The sequence below is a fragment of the Chryseobacterium potabilaquae genome, assembly GCF_902728265.1.
Lineage (GTDB): Bacteria > Bacteroidota > Bacteroidia > Flavobacteriales > Weeksellaceae > Chryseobacterium > Chryseobacterium potabilaquae.
Genome location: NZ_CACVBR010000056.1, coordinates 1 through 17,797, shown reverse-complemented (window position 1 = coordinate 17,797; position 17,797 = coordinate 1). Strand labels below are relative to the sequence as shown.

General features: G+C 33.9%; 14 protein-coding genes. All 14 read left to right on the top strand.

The annotated features are described in order from the left end of the window. Window positions 1-316 precede the first annotated feature (316 nt). The 14 genes from rplK (at window position 317) to CHRY9293_RS17265 (ending at window position 17,756) form a co-directional block, all read left to right on the top strand. The gene (gene rplK / locus CHRY9293_RS17330) at window positions 317-760 is read left to right on the top strand and encodes a 50S ribosomal protein L11 (protein ID WP_122548480.1); all 444 of its coding nucleotides are present in this window, start codon (window positions 317-319) and stop codon (window positions 758-760) included. Window positions 761-772: 12 nt separating this feature from the next. Beyond that, window positions 773-1,465: a 50S ribosomal protein L1 gene (gene rplA, locus CHRY9293_RS17325; RefSeq protein ID WP_062697382.1), complete on the top strand. Its 693-nt coding sequence runs from the start codon at window positions 773-775 to the stop codon at window positions 1,463-1,465. Window positions 1,466-1,483: 18 nt separating this feature from the next. Beyond that, window positions 1,484-2,065, top strand: coding sequence for a 50S ribosomal protein L10 (gene rplJ, locus CHRY9293_RS17320; RefSeq protein WP_122548479.1), 582 nt, complete (start codon window positions 1,484-1,486; stop codon window positions 2,063-2,065). Between the two features lie 47 nt (window positions 2,066-2,112). Then, entirely contained in the window at window positions 2,113-2,481 is a 369-nt protein-coding gene (gene rplL / locus CHRY9293_RS17315; protein WP_122548478.1) for a 50S ribosomal protein L7/L12, read from the top strand. A gap of 473 nt (window positions 2,482-2,954) precedes the next feature. Next, window positions 2,955-6,773, top strand: a complete 3,819-nt coding sequence (rpoB, locus tag CHRY9293_RS17310; protein WP_162034132.1) for a DNA-directed RNA polymerase subunit beta — start codon at window positions 2,955-2,957, stop codon at window positions 6,771-6,773. Between the two features lie 117 nt (window positions 6,774-6,890). Next, window positions 6,891-11,156 (top strand): DNA-directed RNA polymerase subunit beta', encoded by a 4,266-nt coding sequence (gene rpoC, locus CHRY9293_RS17305; RefSeq protein ID WP_162034131.1) that lies wholly within the window; start codon window positions 6,891-6,893, stop codon window positions 11,154-11,156. Window positions 11,157-11,246: 90 nt separating this feature from the next. Continuing rightward, window positions 11,247-11,552 (top strand): DUF3467 domain-containing protein, encoded by a 306-nt coding sequence (locus CHRY9293_RS17300; RefSeq protein ID WP_122548475.1) that lies wholly within the window; start codon window positions 11,247-11,249, stop codon window positions 11,550-11,552. Between the two features lie 215 nt (window positions 11,553-11,767). Further along, window positions 11,768-12,406, top strand: coding sequence for a Crp/Fnr family transcriptional regulator (locus tag CHRY9293_RS17295; protein WP_162034130.1), 639 nt, complete (start codon window positions 11,768-11,770; stop codon window positions 12,404-12,406). 131 nt (window positions 12,407-12,537) lie between these two features. Then, a complete protein-coding gene (locus CHRY9293_RS17290; protein ID WP_162034129.1) occupies window positions 12,538-13,380 on the top strand; it encodes a DUF5777 family beta-barrel protein in 843 nt (280 codons plus the stop codon). A gap of 1 nt (window position 13,381) precedes the next feature. After that, on the top strand, window positions 13,382-13,741 hold the full coding sequence (locus CHRY9293_RS17285; protein WP_228455584.1) for a c-type cytochrome: 360 nt from the start codon (window positions 13,382-13,384) through the stop codon (window positions 13,739-13,741). Window positions 13,742-13,771: 30 nt separating this feature from the next. After that, window positions 13,772-14,317, top strand: coding sequence for a YceI family protein (locus CHRY9293_RS17280; RefSeq protein ID WP_162034127.1), 546 nt, complete (start codon window positions 13,772-13,774; stop codon window positions 14,315-14,317). A 204-nt stretch (window positions 14,318-14,521) separates the two neighbouring features. Then, complete coding sequence (locus CHRY9293_RS18765; protein WP_228455583.1) at window positions 14,522-15,523, top strand: ankyrin repeat domain-containing protein; 1,002 nt, start codon at window positions 14,522-14,524, stop codon at window positions 15,521-15,523. A 5-nt stretch (window positions 15,524-15,528) separates the two neighbouring features. Further along, entirely contained in the window at window positions 15,529-16,293 is a 765-nt protein-coding gene (locus CHRY9293_RS17270) for a T9SS type A sorting domain-containing protein (protein WP_162034126.1), read from the top strand. A 182-nt stretch (window positions 16,294-16,475) separates the two neighbouring features. Then, complete coding sequence (locus tag CHRY9293_RS17265) at window positions 16,476-17,756, top strand: alkaline phosphatase family protein (RefSeq protein WP_162034125.1); 1,281 nt, start codon at window positions 16,476-16,478, stop codon at window positions 17,754-17,756. The last annotated feature ends 41 nt before the right edge of the window (window positions 17,757-17,797 follow it).

Sequence of the window (17,797 nt, the reverse complement as noted above, 5' to 3'; positions counted from 1 at the left end):
ACGCTTTAGCACACAATTTAAGAAAGAAAGTTGCTTAAAGAGAGTAATTTTCATTTTTTCTGAGACATTAAAAAACTTTATAGCAAAAAAAACCGCCTCAATTTTTGTTGTGAGACGGATTCTTTTTATGTTCATAATTGAATTTTAGAAATTCAAAAAAATAAAAAACTAAAAATCAGTAATTTTGATTTGCTATTTCAAAAAAAAATTATAATTTTGCAGTCCGAAAAGTAGGTTTATCGTGTGTGAGACCGATAACCTACTGAATAATAAATGCTTCCAAATTCATTAATTATTCAATCTTAAAAAACAAAAAATGGCTAAGAAAGTCTTTAAAATGGTAAAGCTTCAGGTGAAAGGAGGGGCAGCAAACCCGTCTCCACCAGTAGGTCCAGCATTGGGTTCTGCAGGTGTAAACATCATGGAGTTTTGTAAGCAATTTAACGGAAGAACTCAGGATAAGCCAGGTCAAGTTTTACCTGTAGTAATTACAGTATACGAAGACAAATCTTTTGAATTCGTAATTAAAACTCCACCTGCAGCAATTCAGCTAATGGATGCGGCTAAAATCAAAGGAGGCTCCGGTGAACCAAACAGAAATAAAGTAGGTTCTGTAACTTGGGATCAAGTGAAAAAAATCGCTGAAGATAAAATGTCGGATCTTAACTGCTTTACAATGGACTCTGCTCTTTCTATGGTTGCAGGAACTGCAAGATCTATGGGACTAAGAGTAACAGGAACTAAACCAACTAACGCTTAAAACTTATTTGAAATGGCAAAATTAACTAAAAAGCAAAAAGAAGCTTTAAGCAAAGTAGAAAAAGGAAGAATCTATAACCTTGAAGAAGGTTCAGCTCTTGTAAAGGAAGTGAACACTGCAAAGTTTGATGCTTCTGTAGACATAGCTGTAAGATTAGGGGTAGATCCAAGAAAAGCAAACCAAATGGTAAGAGGTGTTGTATCTCTTCCTCATGGAACTGGTAAAGATGTTAAAGTGTTAGCTTTAGTAACTCCAGATAAAGAAGCTGAGGCTAAAGAAGCGGGTGCTGATTATGTAGGTCTTGACGAATATTTACAAAAAATAAAAGATGGTTGGACAGATGTTGACGTTATCGTTACTATGCCGGCTGTTATGGGTAAATTAGGTCCTTTAGGTAGAGTTTTAGGACCAAGAGGTTTAATGCCTAACCCAAAATCAGGAACTGTAACTATGGAAATTGGTAAAGCAGTAACTGAAGTGAAGGCAGGTAAAATTGACTTCAAAGTAGATAAGTATGGTATCATACATGCAGGAATTGGTAAAGTATCTTTTGATGCTGCCAAGATCAAAGAGAATGCTCAAGAATTGATCCAAACATTGATTAAAATGAAGCCAACTGCAGCGAAAGGAACATACGTAAAAAGCATTTATTTGTCTTCTACAATGAGTCCGGGTATTGCAATTGATACTAAATCTGTTAACTAATATTAAATCCTTAAGACAATGACAAAAGACCAAAAAGTTGTAGCAATACAAGAGATCAAAGATTTGCTTCAGGATGCTAAGGTAGTTTATGTAGCAGATCTAGAAGGATTGAATGCTGCAAAATCTTCAGAATTCAGAAGACAAGCTTTCAAACAAAATATTAAAGTAAAGGTAGTTAAAAATACACTTTTACAAAAGGCAATGGAGCAAATGGAAGGAGTAGATTACTCTGAAATGTTTGCATCGTTCAAAGGAAATTCAACTTTAATGATTTCTGAGACAGCAAATGCTCCAGCTAAATTAATTCAAGGATTCAGAAAGAAAGAAGAAAAGCCAGCATTAAAGTCTGCATATCTTCAAGAAACTTTCTATGTTGGTGACAATAATCTAGATACGTTAGCTAATATCAAGTCTAGAGAAGAAATGATTGGTGAAATCATCGGATTACTTCAGTCTCCAATCCAGAGAGTTGTTTCTGCTCTTCAAAACAAGTCTGAAACAGTAGAAGCAAAAGCTGAAGAAGCTGCACCTGCTGTAGAAGAAACAGCAACAGAAACTCCTGTTGCGGAAAGCACTGAGGAAACTCCAAGTGCTGAATAATTACACTCAAAAAATTAAATAAATAATCAACAAAAAACATTACAACAATGTCAGATTTAAAAAATTTAGCTGAAACGCTAGTAAACTTAACAGTAAAAGATGTAAATGAATTAGCTACTATCCTTAAGGATGAGTACGGAATTGAGCCAGCTGCTGCTGCTGTAGTAGTTGCAGGAGGAGGTGCTGGTGAAGCTGCTGAGGAAAAAACTGAATTCGACGTAATTCTTAAGTCTGCAGGTGCTTCTAAATTAGCTATCGTTAAATTAGTAAAAGATTTAACTGGTGCTGGTCTTAAAGAAGCTAAAGATATCGTTGATGGTGCTCCAGCTCCAATCAAAACAGGTATCTCTAAAGATGAGGCTGAGGCTCTTAAGAAGCAACTTGAAGAAGCAGGTGCTGAAGTAGAATTGAAATAATTCAGAATTTATCTACTATAAATATGACCTGGACAATTTTGTCCAGGTTTTTTTGTCTACTAATTTTGAATCACTAAGTCATATGTACTCAATGTAAAACTATTAAGTTTATTTGTTAGTTTAAATGTTTTTTTGTAAATTTGCTCTTCTTTTGGCGCAAAAAATTGTATGCAAATCTGTAAAATATTGAAAATCAACTCTTTCATTTAGAAATTGAAAGAGGATTTGTGTATATAGATATGACGGACACTTTTGCCTTAAAAGAAATAAGAATATTTTGCATTACGCTGTGAAAAGATATATCAGTGTTGCAGTTAGGAATTGTATTATTTGAAAGAATTTAAAACAAAAAGATAAAGATTATTTCTAATAGCGCCAAATATTTGAAGTCTTTTCTTTTTTATACTCTCTTGTTATACTCTTCCTGATATTTTTTTAATCAAAATATTTTTTAACCCTTTCTTAAAAGTTTTATGAGTAAAACAACAACAACAACTCAGGGAAAGAGAATTAATTTCTCATCAGCGAAAGGAAAAATTATTACACCGGATTTTCTGGATATTCAGATTGAATCTTTTAAAGAGTTTTTCCAGCTTGATACACTTCCTGAAGACAGAACGAATGAAGGTCTTTATAAGACTTTCCAGGAAAATTTCCCTATTACCGATTCTAGAAATCAATTCGTTTTAGAGTTTTTAGATTATCTGGTAGATTCTCCACGTTATTCAATCGATGAGTGTGTGGAAAGAGGATTGACCTATTCGGTGCCTCTAAAAGCCAGACTTAAACTGTATTGTACAGACCCTGAACATGAGGATTTCCAGACCGTAGTTCAGGATGTATATTTGGGGCCGGTTCCTTACATGACCCCTAGTGGATCTTTTATCATCAATGGTGCTGAAAGAGTAATTGTTACACAGCTTCACCGTTCACCTGGTGTATTCTTTGGACAGACTTACCACGCAAACGGAACCAAACTTTACTATTCAAGAATTATACCATTTAAAGGATCTTGGATGGAATTTACTACGGATATCAATAGTGTAATGTATGCATATATTGACCGTAAGAAAAAGTTACCTTTGACTACTCTATTAAGAGCTATCGGTTACGAATCTGATAAGGATATTCTTCAGATTTTTGATCTTGCTGAAGAAGTGAAAGTTTCTAAAGCTGCACTTAAAAAAGTAGAAGGAAGAACATTAGCTGCGAGAGTTTTAAATACTTGGTTTGAAGATTTCGTAGATGAAGATACAGGTGAGGTTGTTTCTATTGAAAGAAACGAAATCATCTTAGATAGAGAGACTATTCTGGAAAAAGAACACTTAGATCTTATTCTGGATGCAGGTGTGAAATCAATCTTGATTCATAAAGAAAATAGTAATGAATTCTCTATTATCCAAAATACATTACAAAAAGACCCTACGAACTCTGAAAAAGAGGCTGTAGAGTATATATATCGTCAGTTAAGAAATGCTGATCCACCAGATGAGGAAACAGCAAGAGGAATCATCGAAAAATTATTTTTCTCTGAACAAAGATATTCACTTGGTGAAGTTGGACGTTACAGATTGAATAAAAAGTTAGGTCTAAATATTCCTAGAACTACTGAGGTACTTACAAAAGAAGATATTATTGCTATTGTAAGATACTTAATTGAGCTTGTAAATTCTAAAGCTGAAGTTGATGATATTGATCACTTATCAAATAGAAGAATCAAAACGGTAGGTGAGCAATTAGCGGGACAATTTGGAGTGGGGCTTTCAAGAATTGCGAGAACGATTAAGGAAAGAATGAACGTTAGAGATAACGAAATTTTCACTCCGCTTGATCTTGTTAATGCAAAGACTTTAACATCCGTAATCAATTCATTCTTTGGTACGAATCAGCTTTCTCAATTCATGGACCAAACCAATCCATTATCAGAAATTACTCATAAGAGAAGATTATCTGCACTAGGGCCTGGAGGTTTATCAAGAGAAAGAGCAGGATTTGAGGTTCGAGACGTTCACCATACCCACTACGGAAGAATCTGTCCAATCGAAACCCCGGAAGGACCAAATATTGGTTTGATCTCTTCTTTAGGAATCTATGCAAAAATTAATAATTTAGGGTTTATTGAAACTCCATATAGAAGGGTAGAAGAAGGTAAGATTGATCTTAATGCTGATCCTATCTACTTAAATGCAGAGGATGAAGAAGCTAAAGTGATTGCTCAAGCCAACGTAGAATTAACAGATAGCGGGGAGTTTGAAACGGACAGAATTATTGCCCGATTAGATGGTGATTACCCTGTAGTAGAACCTCAACAAGTGGATCTTATTGATGTGGCGCCAAACCAGATTTCTGGTATTTCAGCTTCGTTAATTCCTTTCTTGGAGCATGATGATGCTAACCGTGCCTTGATGGGATCAAACATGATGCGTCAGGCAGTTCCTCTATTGAAGCCTCAAGCACCAATTGTAGGTACAGGTTTAGAGCAACAAGTAGCAAAAGATTCAAGAATTTTGATCAATGCAGAAGGTACAGGTACTGTAGAATATGTTGATGCTGATAAGATTATTATTAAATATGAAAGAAGTGAAGATGAAGATTTGGTACAATTTGAATCTGCTACTAAAACATATAATCTTACCAAGTTTAGAAAAACAAACCAAAGTACAACTATTACACTAAGACCAAACGTAAGAGTAGGTGATGTTGTGGAAAAGGGACAAGTACTTTGTGATGGATATGCTACAGAAAATGGAGAATTAGCCCTTGGTAGAAACTTAGTGGTTGCGTTCATGCCTTGGAAAGGATATAATTTTGAGGATGCAATTGTAATCAATGAGAAAGTAGTACGTGAAGATTGGTTTACTTCCATTCACGTAGATGAATATTCTTTGGAAGTTCGTGATACTAAATTAGGGATGGAAGAACTAACAGCTGATATACCAAACGTTTCTGAAGAGGCAACTAAAGACCTTGATGAGAATGGTATGATCAGAATTGGTGCAGAAGTGAAGCCTGGAGATATCATGATTGGTAAAATCACTCCAAAAGGTGAATCTGATCCAACTCCGGAAGAAAAACTTCTTAGAGCAATTTTTGGTGATAAAGCAGGTGATGTGAAAGATGCTTCTCTAAAAGCGGATTCTTCATTAAGAGGTGTGGTTATCAATAAAAAATTGTTCTCTAGAAATATTAAAGATAAAAAGAAAAGAACTGAAGAAAAACTTAAACTTGAAGAAATTGAAAACACTTACAAGGCTAAGTTTGATGATTTGAGAAATACTTTAATTGAAAAATTAAATACACTTGTAAGCGGTAAAACATCTCAAGGGGTAAAAAATGACCTAGATGAAGAAATTATCGGAAAAGGTGTGAAATTTACCCACAAATTATTGACTTCAGTTGAAGATTATGTAAACGTTAGTGGTTCAGACTGGACGGTTGACGCTGATAAAAATGAATTAATAAAACAATTAATTCATAACTATAAAATCAAATATAACGATATCCAAGGGGTTAAGAATCGTGAAAAATTTGCAATTTCGATTGGAGACGAGCTTCCTGCAGGAATCATGAAGTTGGCTAAAGTTTACATTGCGAAAAAACGTAAACTTAATGTAGGAGATAAAATGGCAGGACGTCACGGTAACAAAGGTATTGTTTCAAGAATTGTTCGTGAAGAAGATATGCCATTCTTAGAAGATGGAACACCAGTAGATATTGTATTAAATCCACTTGGGGTACCTTCCCGTATGAACATTGGTCAGATTTATGAAACAGTTCTAGGATGGGCTGGTCAGAAATTAGGGATGAAATTTGCTACTCCAATCTTCGATGGAGCAAGTTTAGATCAAATTACTGAATATACAGATAAAGCGGGGTTACCGAGATTTGGTAATACTCACCTATATGATGGTGGAACGGGAGAAAGATTTACACAACCGGCTACCGTGGGAATTATCTACATGCTGAAACTAGGACATATGGTTGATGATAAGATGCATGCACGTTCTATTGGTCCTTATTCATTGATTACCCAGCAGCCATTAGGAGGTAAAGCTCAGTTCGGAGGTCAGAGATTTGGAGAGATGGAGGTTTGGGCTCTTGAAGCATTCGGTGCATCAAATATATTAAGAGAAATTTTGACTGTGAAGTCAGATGACGTGATTGGTAGAGCAAAAACGTATGAAGCTATTGCAAAAGGTGAATCTATGCCAGAACCAGGCATCCCAGAATCATTCAATGTATTACTTCATGAGTTACAAGGTCTTGGATTAGACGTAAGATTGGAAGAGTAAGATGTCGAAGGCAGAAATGCCAGATTATAAGGCTCTAAAAATTTTAAAACTATTTGTATTTGGAATATTGAATTTCGTTTGAAACTTGATATCTGAATTCTAAAATCTAAAAAAATTATGTCAAATAAAAGTAAATCAAGTAGATTTAATAAAATTTCGATCGGTCTAGCTTCACCGGAATCTATTCTTCAGGAATCGAGAGGAGAGGTTTTAAAGCCCGAAACGATTAACTACAGAACTCACAAGCCTGAAAGAGATGGGCTATTTTGTGAAAAAATATTTGGTCCTGTAAAGGATTACGAATGTGCTTGTGGGAAATATAAGAGAATCCGTTATAAAGGGATTGTTTGTGACCGTTGTGGAGTAGAAGTTACTGAGAAAAAAGTAAGAAGAGAAAGAATCGGACACATTAATCTTGTCGTTCCTATTGCACATATTTGGTATTTCCGTTCATTGCCGAACAAAATTGGATACCTTTTAGGATTACCTTCTAAGAAATTAGATATGATCATTTACTATGAAAGATATGTAGTGATTCAACAGGGTATTGCTAAAAAATTAGATGGTTCTGACTTTGAGGAAATGGAATTCTTAACAGAAGAAGAGTATCTTGATATAATGGAAACTCTTCCTATTGAAAATCAATATCTTGATGATTCAGACCCTAATAAGTTTATCGCTAGAATGGGAGCTGAAGCTGTTGAAGATTTGTTAAAAAGAATTGATCTAGATTCATTATCTTTCGATTTAAGACACAAAGCTCATAATGAAGGATCTAAACAAAGAAGAACAGAGGCATTAAAACGATTAAATGTTGTAGAAGCATTGAGAGGTGCTAATACAAGAATGATCAATAAGCCTGAATGGATGATTATGCGTGTTTTACCGGTTATACCACCGGAATTAAGACCGTTAGTTCCATTGGATGGAGGGCGTTTTGCAACTTCGGATCTTAATGACCTTTACAGAAGGGTAATTATCAGAAATAATCGTTTGAAGAGATTGTTGGAAATTAAAGCTCCTGAAGTAATCTTAAGAAACGAGAAGCGTATGCTTCAGGAATCAGTAGATTCATTATTTGATAATACAAGAAAATCTTCTGCCGTAAAATCAGAATCAAATAGACCATTGAAATCACTTTCTGATTCATTGAAAGGTAAGCAAGGTCGTTTCCGTCAAAACTTATTAGGTAAAAGGGTGGATTACTCTGCACGTTCGGTAATTGTTGTAGGTCCAAACTTACAGCTACATGAATGTGGTATTCCTAAGGATATGGCAGCGGAACTTTACAAACCGTTTATTATTAGAAAACTAATTGAAAGAGGGATTGTAAAAACAGTAAAATCTGCAAAGAGAATTATCGATAGAAAAGAACCTGTGGTGTATGACATCCTTGAAAATGTGATGAAAGGACATCCTGTACTATTGAACAGGGCACCTACACTTCACAGATTAGGGATTCAAGCTTTCCAGCCAAAGATGATTGAAGGAAAAGCGATCCAATTACACCCTCTAGTAACAACAGCCTTCAATGCCGATTTCGATGGTGACCAGATGGCGGTGCATTTACCGCTAGGCCCAGAGGCAATCCTTGAAGCTCAGTTATTGATGCTAGGTTCTCAAAATATCTTGAACCCGGCCAATGGGTCTCCAATTACAGTACCTTCTCAAGACATGGTTCTAGGTCTTTATTTTATGACCAAAGAAGCAAGTTCTACTGAAGATTATAAAGTAAAAGGCGAAGGGTTGGCATTCTATTCTCCAGAGGAGGCGGAAATCGCTTATGCTGAAGGTAGAGTTTCCCTAAATGCTAAAGTAAGATGTAGATTACCTATTAAAGAAGATGGAGAAATAGTAACAAGACTGATTGAAACTTCTGTAGGTAGAATTTTATTTAACCAGATTGTACCTAAGCAGGTAGGATATATTAATGAGCTTCTTACCAAAAAATCATTAAGAAATGTTATCGGTAAGATCCTTGCTGATACGGATTTCCCTACCACTGTGAAATTCTTGGATGCCATGAAGGATTTAGGATATTCTAATGCATTCAAAGGAGGTCTTTCTTTCTCGCTTGGTGATATTGTAGTTCCTGTGGAGAAAAAAGCAATGATTGCTCAATCCATTGAAACAGTAGATGAAATTAGAACCAACTATAACATGGGTCTTATTACAGATACGGAACGTTATAACCAAGTAATTGACGTTTGGACCAATACCAACGCTGGATTAACTGAAATGATTATGAGCAGAATGAAATCTGACCAAGGTGGATTCAACTCTGTTTATATGATGCTTGACTCTGGAGCGAGGGGATCTAAAGAACAGATTCGTCAGCTATCAGGGATGAGAGGTTTGATGGCAAAGCCACAGAAAGCTGGATCTACAGGTGCTGAGATCATCGAAAACCCGATCCTTGCTAACTTTAAGGAAGGACTTTCAATCCTTGAGTATTTTATTTCAACCCACGGTGCCCGTAAGGGTCTTGCGGATACGGCTCTTAAAACAGCCGATGCAGGTTACTTAACAAGAAGATTAGTAGACGTTGCACAGGATGTTATCGTTACGGAAGATGATTGTGGTACTTTAAGAGGAACAGAAGTAATTGCACTTAAGAAAAATGATGAGATTGTTGAAAAAATCTCTGAAAGAATTTTAGGTAGAGTTTCTCTTCATAATATATATGATCCTGAATCTGATGAATTAATTACAGAAGCAGATCAAGTAATTACAGAAGTATTAGCTAAGAGAATAGAAGAGGCGGGATTAGAAGCCGTTGAAGTACGTTCACCTCTAACTTGTGAAACTAAAAAAGGGATCTGTGCAAAATGTTATGGTAGAAACCTAGCAACAGGTAAGATGATCCATATGGGAGAAGCGGTAGGTGTAATTGCAGCACAGTCAATTGGAGAACCGGGAACTCAGCTTACGTTGAGAACTTTCCACCAAGGGGGTACTGCAGGAAACGTATCAGAAAATCCTTCAATTATTGCAAGAAGAGACGGTATCGTTGAAATGGATGAAGTAAGAACTATTACTTCAGAAGATGAAAACGGTAATACGGCAGAGGTAGTAGTTTCTCGTTCTACAGAATTCAGATTAGTCGCGGATAATGAGTCTAGAACTCCATTAATGGTGGCTAACGTGCCTTATGGTTCAGTATTATCTGTAAAGCCAGGTGATAAAGTTAAAAAAGGTGATATCATTTGTAAATGGGATCCATATAATGCCGTAATTATTGCGGAAACTTCTGGTAAGGTAGAATATGAAGATATTATTCAAGGTATTTCTTTCCAACTAGAAATTGACGAACAAACAGGATTTGAAGAGAAAGTAATCTCTGAATCTAGAAATAAAAAAGCCGTACCTACTTTGAAGGTGGTAGATTCTAAAGGGGTTGAACAAAAAGCGTACAACTTACCGGTAGGAGCCCACTTGATGGTAAATGATGGAGAAAAAATTAAAGCAGGTAAAGTCTTAATTAAAATTCCAAGAAAATCTGCGAAAGCAGGGGATATTACCGGGGGTCTTCCAAGGGTGACTGAATTATTTGAAGCAAGAAATCCTTCCAACCCGGCTGTTGTTACAGAAATCGATGGGGTAGTTTCTTACGGAAAAATTAAGAGAGGTAACCGAGAATTGATTGTAGAAGCTAAAACTGGAGAAAGAAAAATTTATTTAGTAAAGCTTTCTAATCAGATTCTAGTTCAGGAGAATGACTTCGTAAGAGCAGGTTCTCCACTTTCTGATGGTTCTATTACTCCGGATGATATTTTAAGAATTAAAGGTCCAACTGCTGTTCAGGAATACCTTGTAAATGAAATTCAAGAAGTTTATCGTTTACAAGGGGTGAAAATTGATGATAAGCATTTTGAAATTATCGTTAGACAGATGATGACAAAAGTATCAATTGTTGATGGAGGTGATACTCAATTCCTTGAAGGAGCTCTTGAACATAAGTTTGATTTCTTGGAGGAAAATAATAGAGTATTTGGTCTTAAAGTAGTGGTTGAAGCTGGTGATTCTAAAATATTTAAACCAGGTCAAATGATTACTGCACGAGAATTAAGAGATGAAAACTCTAAGTTGAAGCGTGAAGATCAAAGTTTAGTAGAAGTAAGAGATGCTCTTCCAGCTACGGCAACTCCAGTATTACAAGGTATTACAAGAGCGGCACTTCAAACTAAATCGTTTATGTCTGCGGCATCATTCCAAGAAACGACAAAAGTACTTAACGAGGCTGCAGTTGCTGGTAAAGTTGATGAACTAAACGGACTTAAAGAAAATGTAATTGTAGGGCATAGAATTCCTGCAGGTACAGGTCTTAAAGAATATCAGAATGTGATCGTAGGTTCTAAAAAAGAATTTGAAGACCTTAACTAAAATTAGTAATTTGAAATTTGAGATTTGAATTTATTTTTATACTTTCACAATCTCGAATTTCAAATTTTAAAAATATAATTTATAATAACAATGGACAACAATCAAAATCCACAAGACGGAAACATCAACATCGAATTAAACGAAATGGTAGCAGCGGGAATCTATGCTAATTTAGCACTAGTAAATCACTCTCCATCCGAATTTGTAGTTGATTTTATTCAATTAATGCCAGGTGTACAACAAGCGAAAGTGAGATCTAGAGTTATTCTTGCTCCTCTTCACGCTAAAAGAGTTTTGAATGCACTTCAACAAAATATTGCTAATTACGAACAACAATTTGGAGAAATCAAAGAAGTTGAACCTTTCGTATTAGGCGCAAGTAACGTACAAGCTTAATATTTCTTAACATACAATAGAAAAACGCTTCAATAGATTGAAGCGTTTTTTTTATTTTTCTACGAATTTAAAAGCCATTTTTCTATCAAAAAAAGAAAACATATAATGTTTGTTGTAGACAAATTATATTGCTTTTGTAGTAAAACTTTAATACGATTTATTAGTTATCAATTTTTCAAATTTTTATATTTGTCTTTCACAATTGATTTATAAATATGATTAAAAACCAATTTATTTATAATAAATTCGGATTTTTAGGTGATGATTTATTAGTAGAACTTCAATGTCATAGTATTATTACTAAAATAAAATCAAAAACCGAAATTATAAGGGAAGGTCAAAAAAATAAATACATACCTTTCTTGATAAATGGAGCCGTAAAAGTCCTTTCCCTCAACGATGGAAAAGAATTGGTATACTATTATCTAAGACCGAATGATTGTTGTCTAATGACATTTTCTACCATTTTTACGGATTGCATAAGTAAAGTGTATGCTATTACAGAAAAAGAGTCTGAAATTTTATTTTTGCCTATATCTGTTGTACAGGATTGGCTAATTAAATATCCCCAAATCAATAAAGTTTTTTATAGTGAGTACAATCACAGATTTTTTGACATCATAAGTATGATGAATGATGCCGTATTCAATAAACTTGATAAGAGAATAATAAATTATATTAGACACCAGGTAGATATAACCGGCAATAATCCTGTAAAACTTACTCATAAAGAAATAGCAAACTATCTAGGTAGTTCTAGAGAAGTTATAAGTAGAATTTTAAAAAAAATAGAAATTACAGGAGAAATTTCCCAGACTAAGGAAGGAATAAAGTTATCGCAAATCATTCTTTAGGAACAAATTCAATTAATCTATAAGAGTTATAATAATTTTCTGACTAAAACTATCTAATCGGTGATTTTTATCACGCATTATTGAATTATAACTTTATAAGTTTACGATATAAATTTTTTAAAACAAAAACAATGATGAAAGTTATGTTATTTTTGGCGTTACTATCTTCAAATCTTATGTTCTCCCAGGAAGATTTGCTTAAAGATATTGACACAGTTAAAACAAATGCTGAAAGCGTACAGCCAGCATTTAAAGCCCTACAAATTGTTACAGGGCAATCCACCAAGCTTACCGCAAAAAATGAATGGTATGTGGTTATATCACATCGTTTTGGAGATGTAAGTAACGGCTTTAAAGACTTTTTCGGACTAGATAATGCTTCTACCAAACTAGGGGCTATATATGGTGTCACGGATAAAGTTTCTTTAAATCTTTCGAGAGAAACAAATCAAAAAACTTGGGAAGGCGGAGTTAAATATAAGCTTTTAGAGCAAGGTAATAATTTCCCTGTTGATGTAGTAGGATATAATGTAATGGCTGTAAATACAGCTTTTAAAAAAGATATATATCCTAACCTAAAATTTTCCGATAGACTTTCTTATCTCTCACAAGCTCTAATTTCTAGAAGATTTAATGATGATTTTTCATTACAATTAACTCCTTCGTTTGTACATAAAAACCTATATGATCCCAATATTGAAGACAAAAATCAATTTTTAACAGGCTTAGGAGGTCGTTACAAAATTTCAAAAAGGATTTCTATTAATGCAGAATATTTTGTGAATTTTGATAATCATAGCTTTTACAAGAATCCTCTTTCATTAGGAATGGATATAGAAACAGGAGGACATGTTTTTCAGCTTCTATTCACAAACTCCCAACTTAATTCCGATATAGGTTATCTTACTAATGCATTAGGTGATTGGGGGAAAGGACATATTTTCTTTGGGTTTAATCTTTATAGAGTTTTTTAGAATGAAAAAGTTAGCATTTATATTTTTATCAATAGTATTAGTTATAGTAATAGCTTGTGATAGCAGAACATATGATGAAGTTTCAGATAATACACCTATTACTGTAGAAGTAGTAAGGTATCAACAAGAGATAAAGCCTATCATTGATGCGAATTGTGTTGGATGCCATTCTCCTGGAGGCCCGGCTTCCTTCCAGCCGCTTACTAATTATGAGCAGGTACGAAACAATATTAGTGGGATTCTCAACAGAATACAAAGGCCAAATGGAGATGGTCTAAAAATGCCACAAGGGGGTTCCTTATCGGCAAACCAAATTAATCTTTTTATAAAGTGGCAGGCCGATGGGTTTGTCGAAAATTAATATTTATATAACAGTTAAAAAAATATAATAATGAAAAAAATAGCAGTAATTATAGTAACTTTACTAATGGCAAATTTCGGTTTTGCTCAAAAATATAGTTCAAAGACAGGTAAGGTAAAATTTGAAGCATCTGTCCCTTTATTTGAAGATATTTTGGCTAAAGATGATAATAATATAGTCGTTTTAAATGCGGATACTGGAGATATAGCATCTATTTCGAATGTTAAAAATTTCCATTTTAAAACAAAACTAATGGAAGAGCATTTCAATGAAAGCTATGCAGAGACGGCAAAGTATCCAAAAACAACATTTAGAGGAAAAATTGTTAACTTTGATAAAGCAAAACTTTCCGCAAGCCCTCAGAAATATACAGTTCAAGGAACAATGAATTTTCATGGAGTTGATAAAGTAGTAACATCTACAGCAACAATTTATTTGAAAGATGATAAAATATTTATGAAAGGAGGCTTTGTTGCAAAGCCAGCAGATTATAAAGTTACAATACCTAAAATGGTAACTAAAAAGATTGCTGAAAATGTAAACGTGGAGTACGATTATGTACTTGTAAAGCAGTAGTAGATATACTAATATAATGTTTTTCCTGAACTCTATTTATAAAAGTTAGAGCTCAGGAAATTTTGTTTTTTGCCCAATTGTATTGTAAAGAGTAAGAGATACATGAAATGATCGCTGTATAAATTTAAACTATCACTATATGCCTAAAGAGTTCTAAAATAGATCATGAGGAGATGAATTTATTATAAAAATGGATCGTAAAATATGAATAAAACAGTATTAATAAGTATAGTATTATTTTTTTGCAATCCTATGTTTGCACAGAAATACAATTCAAATACAGGTAAAGTAACATTTGAAGCGTCGATTCCTTTATTATCAGATATTTATGCCCAAGATGATAAAAATATAATTGCTTTAAATGCAGAGAATGGTGAATTAGCATCTGTATCTCTTGTTGCAAATTTTAATTTTAAGAATAAATTGATGCAAGAGCACTTTAATGAAAGTTATGCTGAAAGTTCAAAATATCCAAAAACAACATTTAAAGGGAAAATTTTAGACTTTGATAAAAATAAATTAAAAGAAACACCACAAAATTTTACTATCCAAGGAACCATGAGTTTTCATGGAGTAGAGCACGAAATTACTTCTTTAGCAGAAATTTATACGACTGGAGATAAAATTTATATAGAAGGAAGTTTTGTAGCAGAACCTTCAAATTATAAGGTGAAAGTCCCAAAAATGGTTATTAAAAAAGTGGCTAAAAATGTAAAGGTTGTATATAGTTATGCTTTAGCTAAGTCAAAGTCAATTTTTGATATAGCCAGAAGTGGAACAGTATCCGAAGTACAAGAAATGATGAAAATGGATCCCAATAGTATTAACCAAGTAAATGAACAAAGTTTTTCACCTCTTATTTTAGCATGTTATAGAGGGAATGTTGAAGTGGCTAAATTCTTAATGGATCATGTAAAAGATATAAATTATAAAAGTAAGGAAGGTACCGCTTTATCTGGGTTATCTATTAAATATAATAAAGAACTAGTTGAGTATTTATTAAAAAAGAAAGGAGATCCGAATATTGCTGATTCCAACGGAACTACCCCTCTTATTTGGGCTGTAAAAACAGGAAACGAGGAATTGGTAAAGTTGCTCTTAGAATATAAAGCTAATAAAGAGCAATCTGATAATATGGGAGTTAAACCTTTTGAATATGCTATTCAAACTAAAAAAAATAATATAATTAATCTTTTAAAAAACTAACTCATATGAAAAGGAAAATTTTATTTATTTTAGCATTATATACTGTAAACATTTTTGTTTTTGCACAGTATAGTTCGGGGGCGTTATTCCCGGTAGGAACAACAGGGGTTTCAGTGAAACTAGAAACTACCCCAAGCTTAGTAACATTGACACTTGCGGGACCTAGTAATTCTTATTTAGGATTAGGAGCAGGTGACGCTGGGATGGCTACAGGAGCTGATGGATTCATCTATAATTCAGCTTCTACAACAGATTATACTTTCAACGGAGTGGGGAATACACCTAGTGCGGATGCCATACAAGATTGGACAATAATTTCAAACACAGTATCCGGAAGTACCAGAACAATAGTTGCGACAAGAAGCCTTACAGGAAGTGCAGGGGATACTACAATTCCTAATGCTGCGGGGAATTTAGATGTTTTTGTAGCCAGAGGAAATGAAACGATGAATCTTTCTTACCATGGTGCAGCCAATAGAGATTATGCAACACTACCGATGAGCCTCGATCCTACTTTAGCTACCGGTGAAGTAAAAGCAGATCCAACAATATATATGATGTATCCAAATCCTGCTACAGAAACTGTTCATTTCAAAAATATAGATCTTATCAAATCCATTGACGTGTACGAGACTACTGGAAGGAAAGTAAAAGCTTTAAAATGGAAAGAAGGTTATATTGACGTTAATGACCTGAAACCAGGAAATTATTATCTCGAAATTACCCTTAAAGACGGAACCTTAACCTATGAAAAATTGATTAAGCAATAATATAAAAACACTGAAAAGTGTTTTTTTTGCTTACTACTCTCATCTGTATGGGAGGTTATGTTAAATAAATTTCATCAATTTATAATGACTTTAGCGAGCATAGAATGGCCCTAAAGAATGCAATTTATGTTTTTTTAACGCAGTGAACTTTAGTTTATAGTACCTTTGCCAAAAATTTTATCATGAAGCAAGGATTGCGAATTTTACTGTTAATTTTTTCATTAACAGTTTTTGGTCAAAAAGGAGCTACAGATACAGCCCAAGTAATTGTGGCTAATCGATATAATAGTACTGCAACACAGGTAAAGCCTTACGTTATTATGATTTCTGTTGACGGATTTCGCTATGATTATATAAACAAATATAATGCTGCAAATCTTTTACAATTTTCTAATCAAGGAATTCGTGCAAAAGCTATGATGCCCAGTTATCCCAGTATTACTTTTCCTAATCATTGGAGCTTAATTACAGGGCTCTATCCTTCTCATCATGGGTTGATTGATAATTATTTTTATGATTATAAAAGAAAGGAACAATATGCGATGAGTAATAGAGAAAATGCTGAAGATGGAAGCTGGTACGGAGGTACACCACTGTGGGGATTAGCGGAAAAACAAGGAATGCTCTCTGCTTCGCTAATGTGGGTGGGCTCTGCAAGTGAAGCAGGAGGAACAAGACCCACATATTATTATCATTATCATGAAAAATTTACTCCCTCACAAAAAGTTGATAAAGTTATTGATTGGTTGAAGTTACCCCTGGATAAAAGACCTCATTTTATTTCATTATACTTTCCTGAAGTAGATGGAAGTGGGCATCATTATGGACCTGATACCAAAGAAACAAAAGCTGCCGTAGAATTGGTTGATAAAGCAATAGGAGATATGGTTCAGAAAGTAAATAATTTAGGGCTGGAGAATGTGAATTTTATTTTTGTGTCTGACCATGGAATGATTAAAGTGGATCATGAAAATCCGTTAGAAATTCCTAAACTTCTTTTGGACAAAGAACGATTTGATATTTACAATTCTCAGACTTTATTAAGAGTATATGTTAAAAATCCGGAGGAAGTAAAAAATATATACCAAACACTAAAAAATATTAAAAACAAAGATTATGAGGTCTATTTAGATAAAAAGCTGCCTAAATATCTTAATTTTAGAACTAAAGATGATACATACAATAGGATAGGACAAATTCTTTTAATACCTCATGCTCCAAAAATTTTTTTACCAAAAGGAAAAACAACTTCTATAGGAAAACATGGATATGATCCAAGAGTAGTTCCGGAGATGAAAGCCAGTTTTTTTGCATGGGGCCCTCAATTTAAAAATAAATTAATCATCGATGAATTTACTAATGTAAATGTATATCCTCTGGTTGCTGAAATTTTAGGATTAAAAATCGATCGGCCAATTGATGGAAAGTTGAAAGTGTTGAAAGAAACGTTGAAAAAGAAATAATGAATTAAGTAAAAAATATATAATTTCGGCGAGCCAAAGGC

What these genes read in the sequence shown, in the direction of transcription:
- rplK (WP_122548480.1), top strand. Translation starts at nt 317, where the DNA reads ATGGCTAAGAAAGTCTTTAAAATGGTAAAGCTTCAGGTGAAAGGAGGG.
- rplA (WP_062697382.1), top strand. Translation starts at nt 773, where the DNA reads ATGGCAAAATTAACTAAAAAGCAAAAAGAAGCTTTAAGCAAAGTAGAA.
- rplJ (WP_122548479.1), top strand. Translation starts at nt 1,484, where the DNA reads ATGACAAAAGACCAAAAAGTTGTAGCAATACAAGAGATCAAAGATTTG.
- rplL (WP_122548478.1), top strand. Translation starts at nt 2,113, where the DNA reads ATGTCAGATTTAAAAAATTTAGCTGAAACGCTAGTAAACTTAACAGTA.
- rpoB (WP_162034132.1), top strand. Translation starts at nt 2,955, where the DNA reads ATGAGTAAAACAACAACAACAACTCAGGGAAAGAGAATTAATTTCTCA.
- rpoC (WP_162034131.1), top strand. Translation starts at nt 6,891, where the DNA reads ATGTCAAATAAAAGTAAATCAAGTAGATTTAATAAAATTTCGATCGGT.
- CHRY9293_RS17300 (WP_122548475.1), top strand. Translation starts at nt 11,247, where the DNA reads ATGGACAACAATCAAAATCCACAAGACGGAAACATCAACATCGAATTA.
- CHRY9293_RS17295 (WP_162034130.1), top strand. Translation starts at nt 11,768, where the DNA reads ATGATTAAAAACCAATTTATTTATAATAAATTCGGATTTTTAGGTGAT.
- CHRY9293_RS17290 (WP_162034129.1), top strand. Translation starts at nt 12,538, where the DNA reads ATGATGAAAGTTATGTTATTTTTGGCGTTACTATCTTCAAATCTTATG.
- CHRY9293_RS17285 (WP_228455584.1), top strand. Translation starts at nt 13,382, where the DNA reads ATGAAAAAGTTAGCATTTATATTTTTATCAATAGTATTAGTTATAGTA.
- CHRY9293_RS17280 (WP_162034127.1), top strand. Translation starts at nt 13,772, where the DNA reads ATGAAAAAAATAGCAGTAATTATAGTAACTTTACTAATGGCAAATTTC.
- CHRY9293_RS18765 (WP_228455583.1), top strand. Translation starts at nt 14,522, where the DNA reads ATGAATAAAACAGTATTAATAAGTATAGTATTATTTTTTTGCAATCCT.
- CHRY9293_RS17270 (WP_162034126.1), top strand. Translation starts at nt 15,529, where the DNA reads ATGAAAAGGAAAATTTTATTTATTTTAGCATTATATACTGTAAACATT.
- CHRY9293_RS17265 (WP_162034125.1), top strand. Translation starts at nt 16,476, where the DNA reads ATGAAGCAAGGATTGCGAATTTTACTGTTAATTTTTTCATTAACAGTT.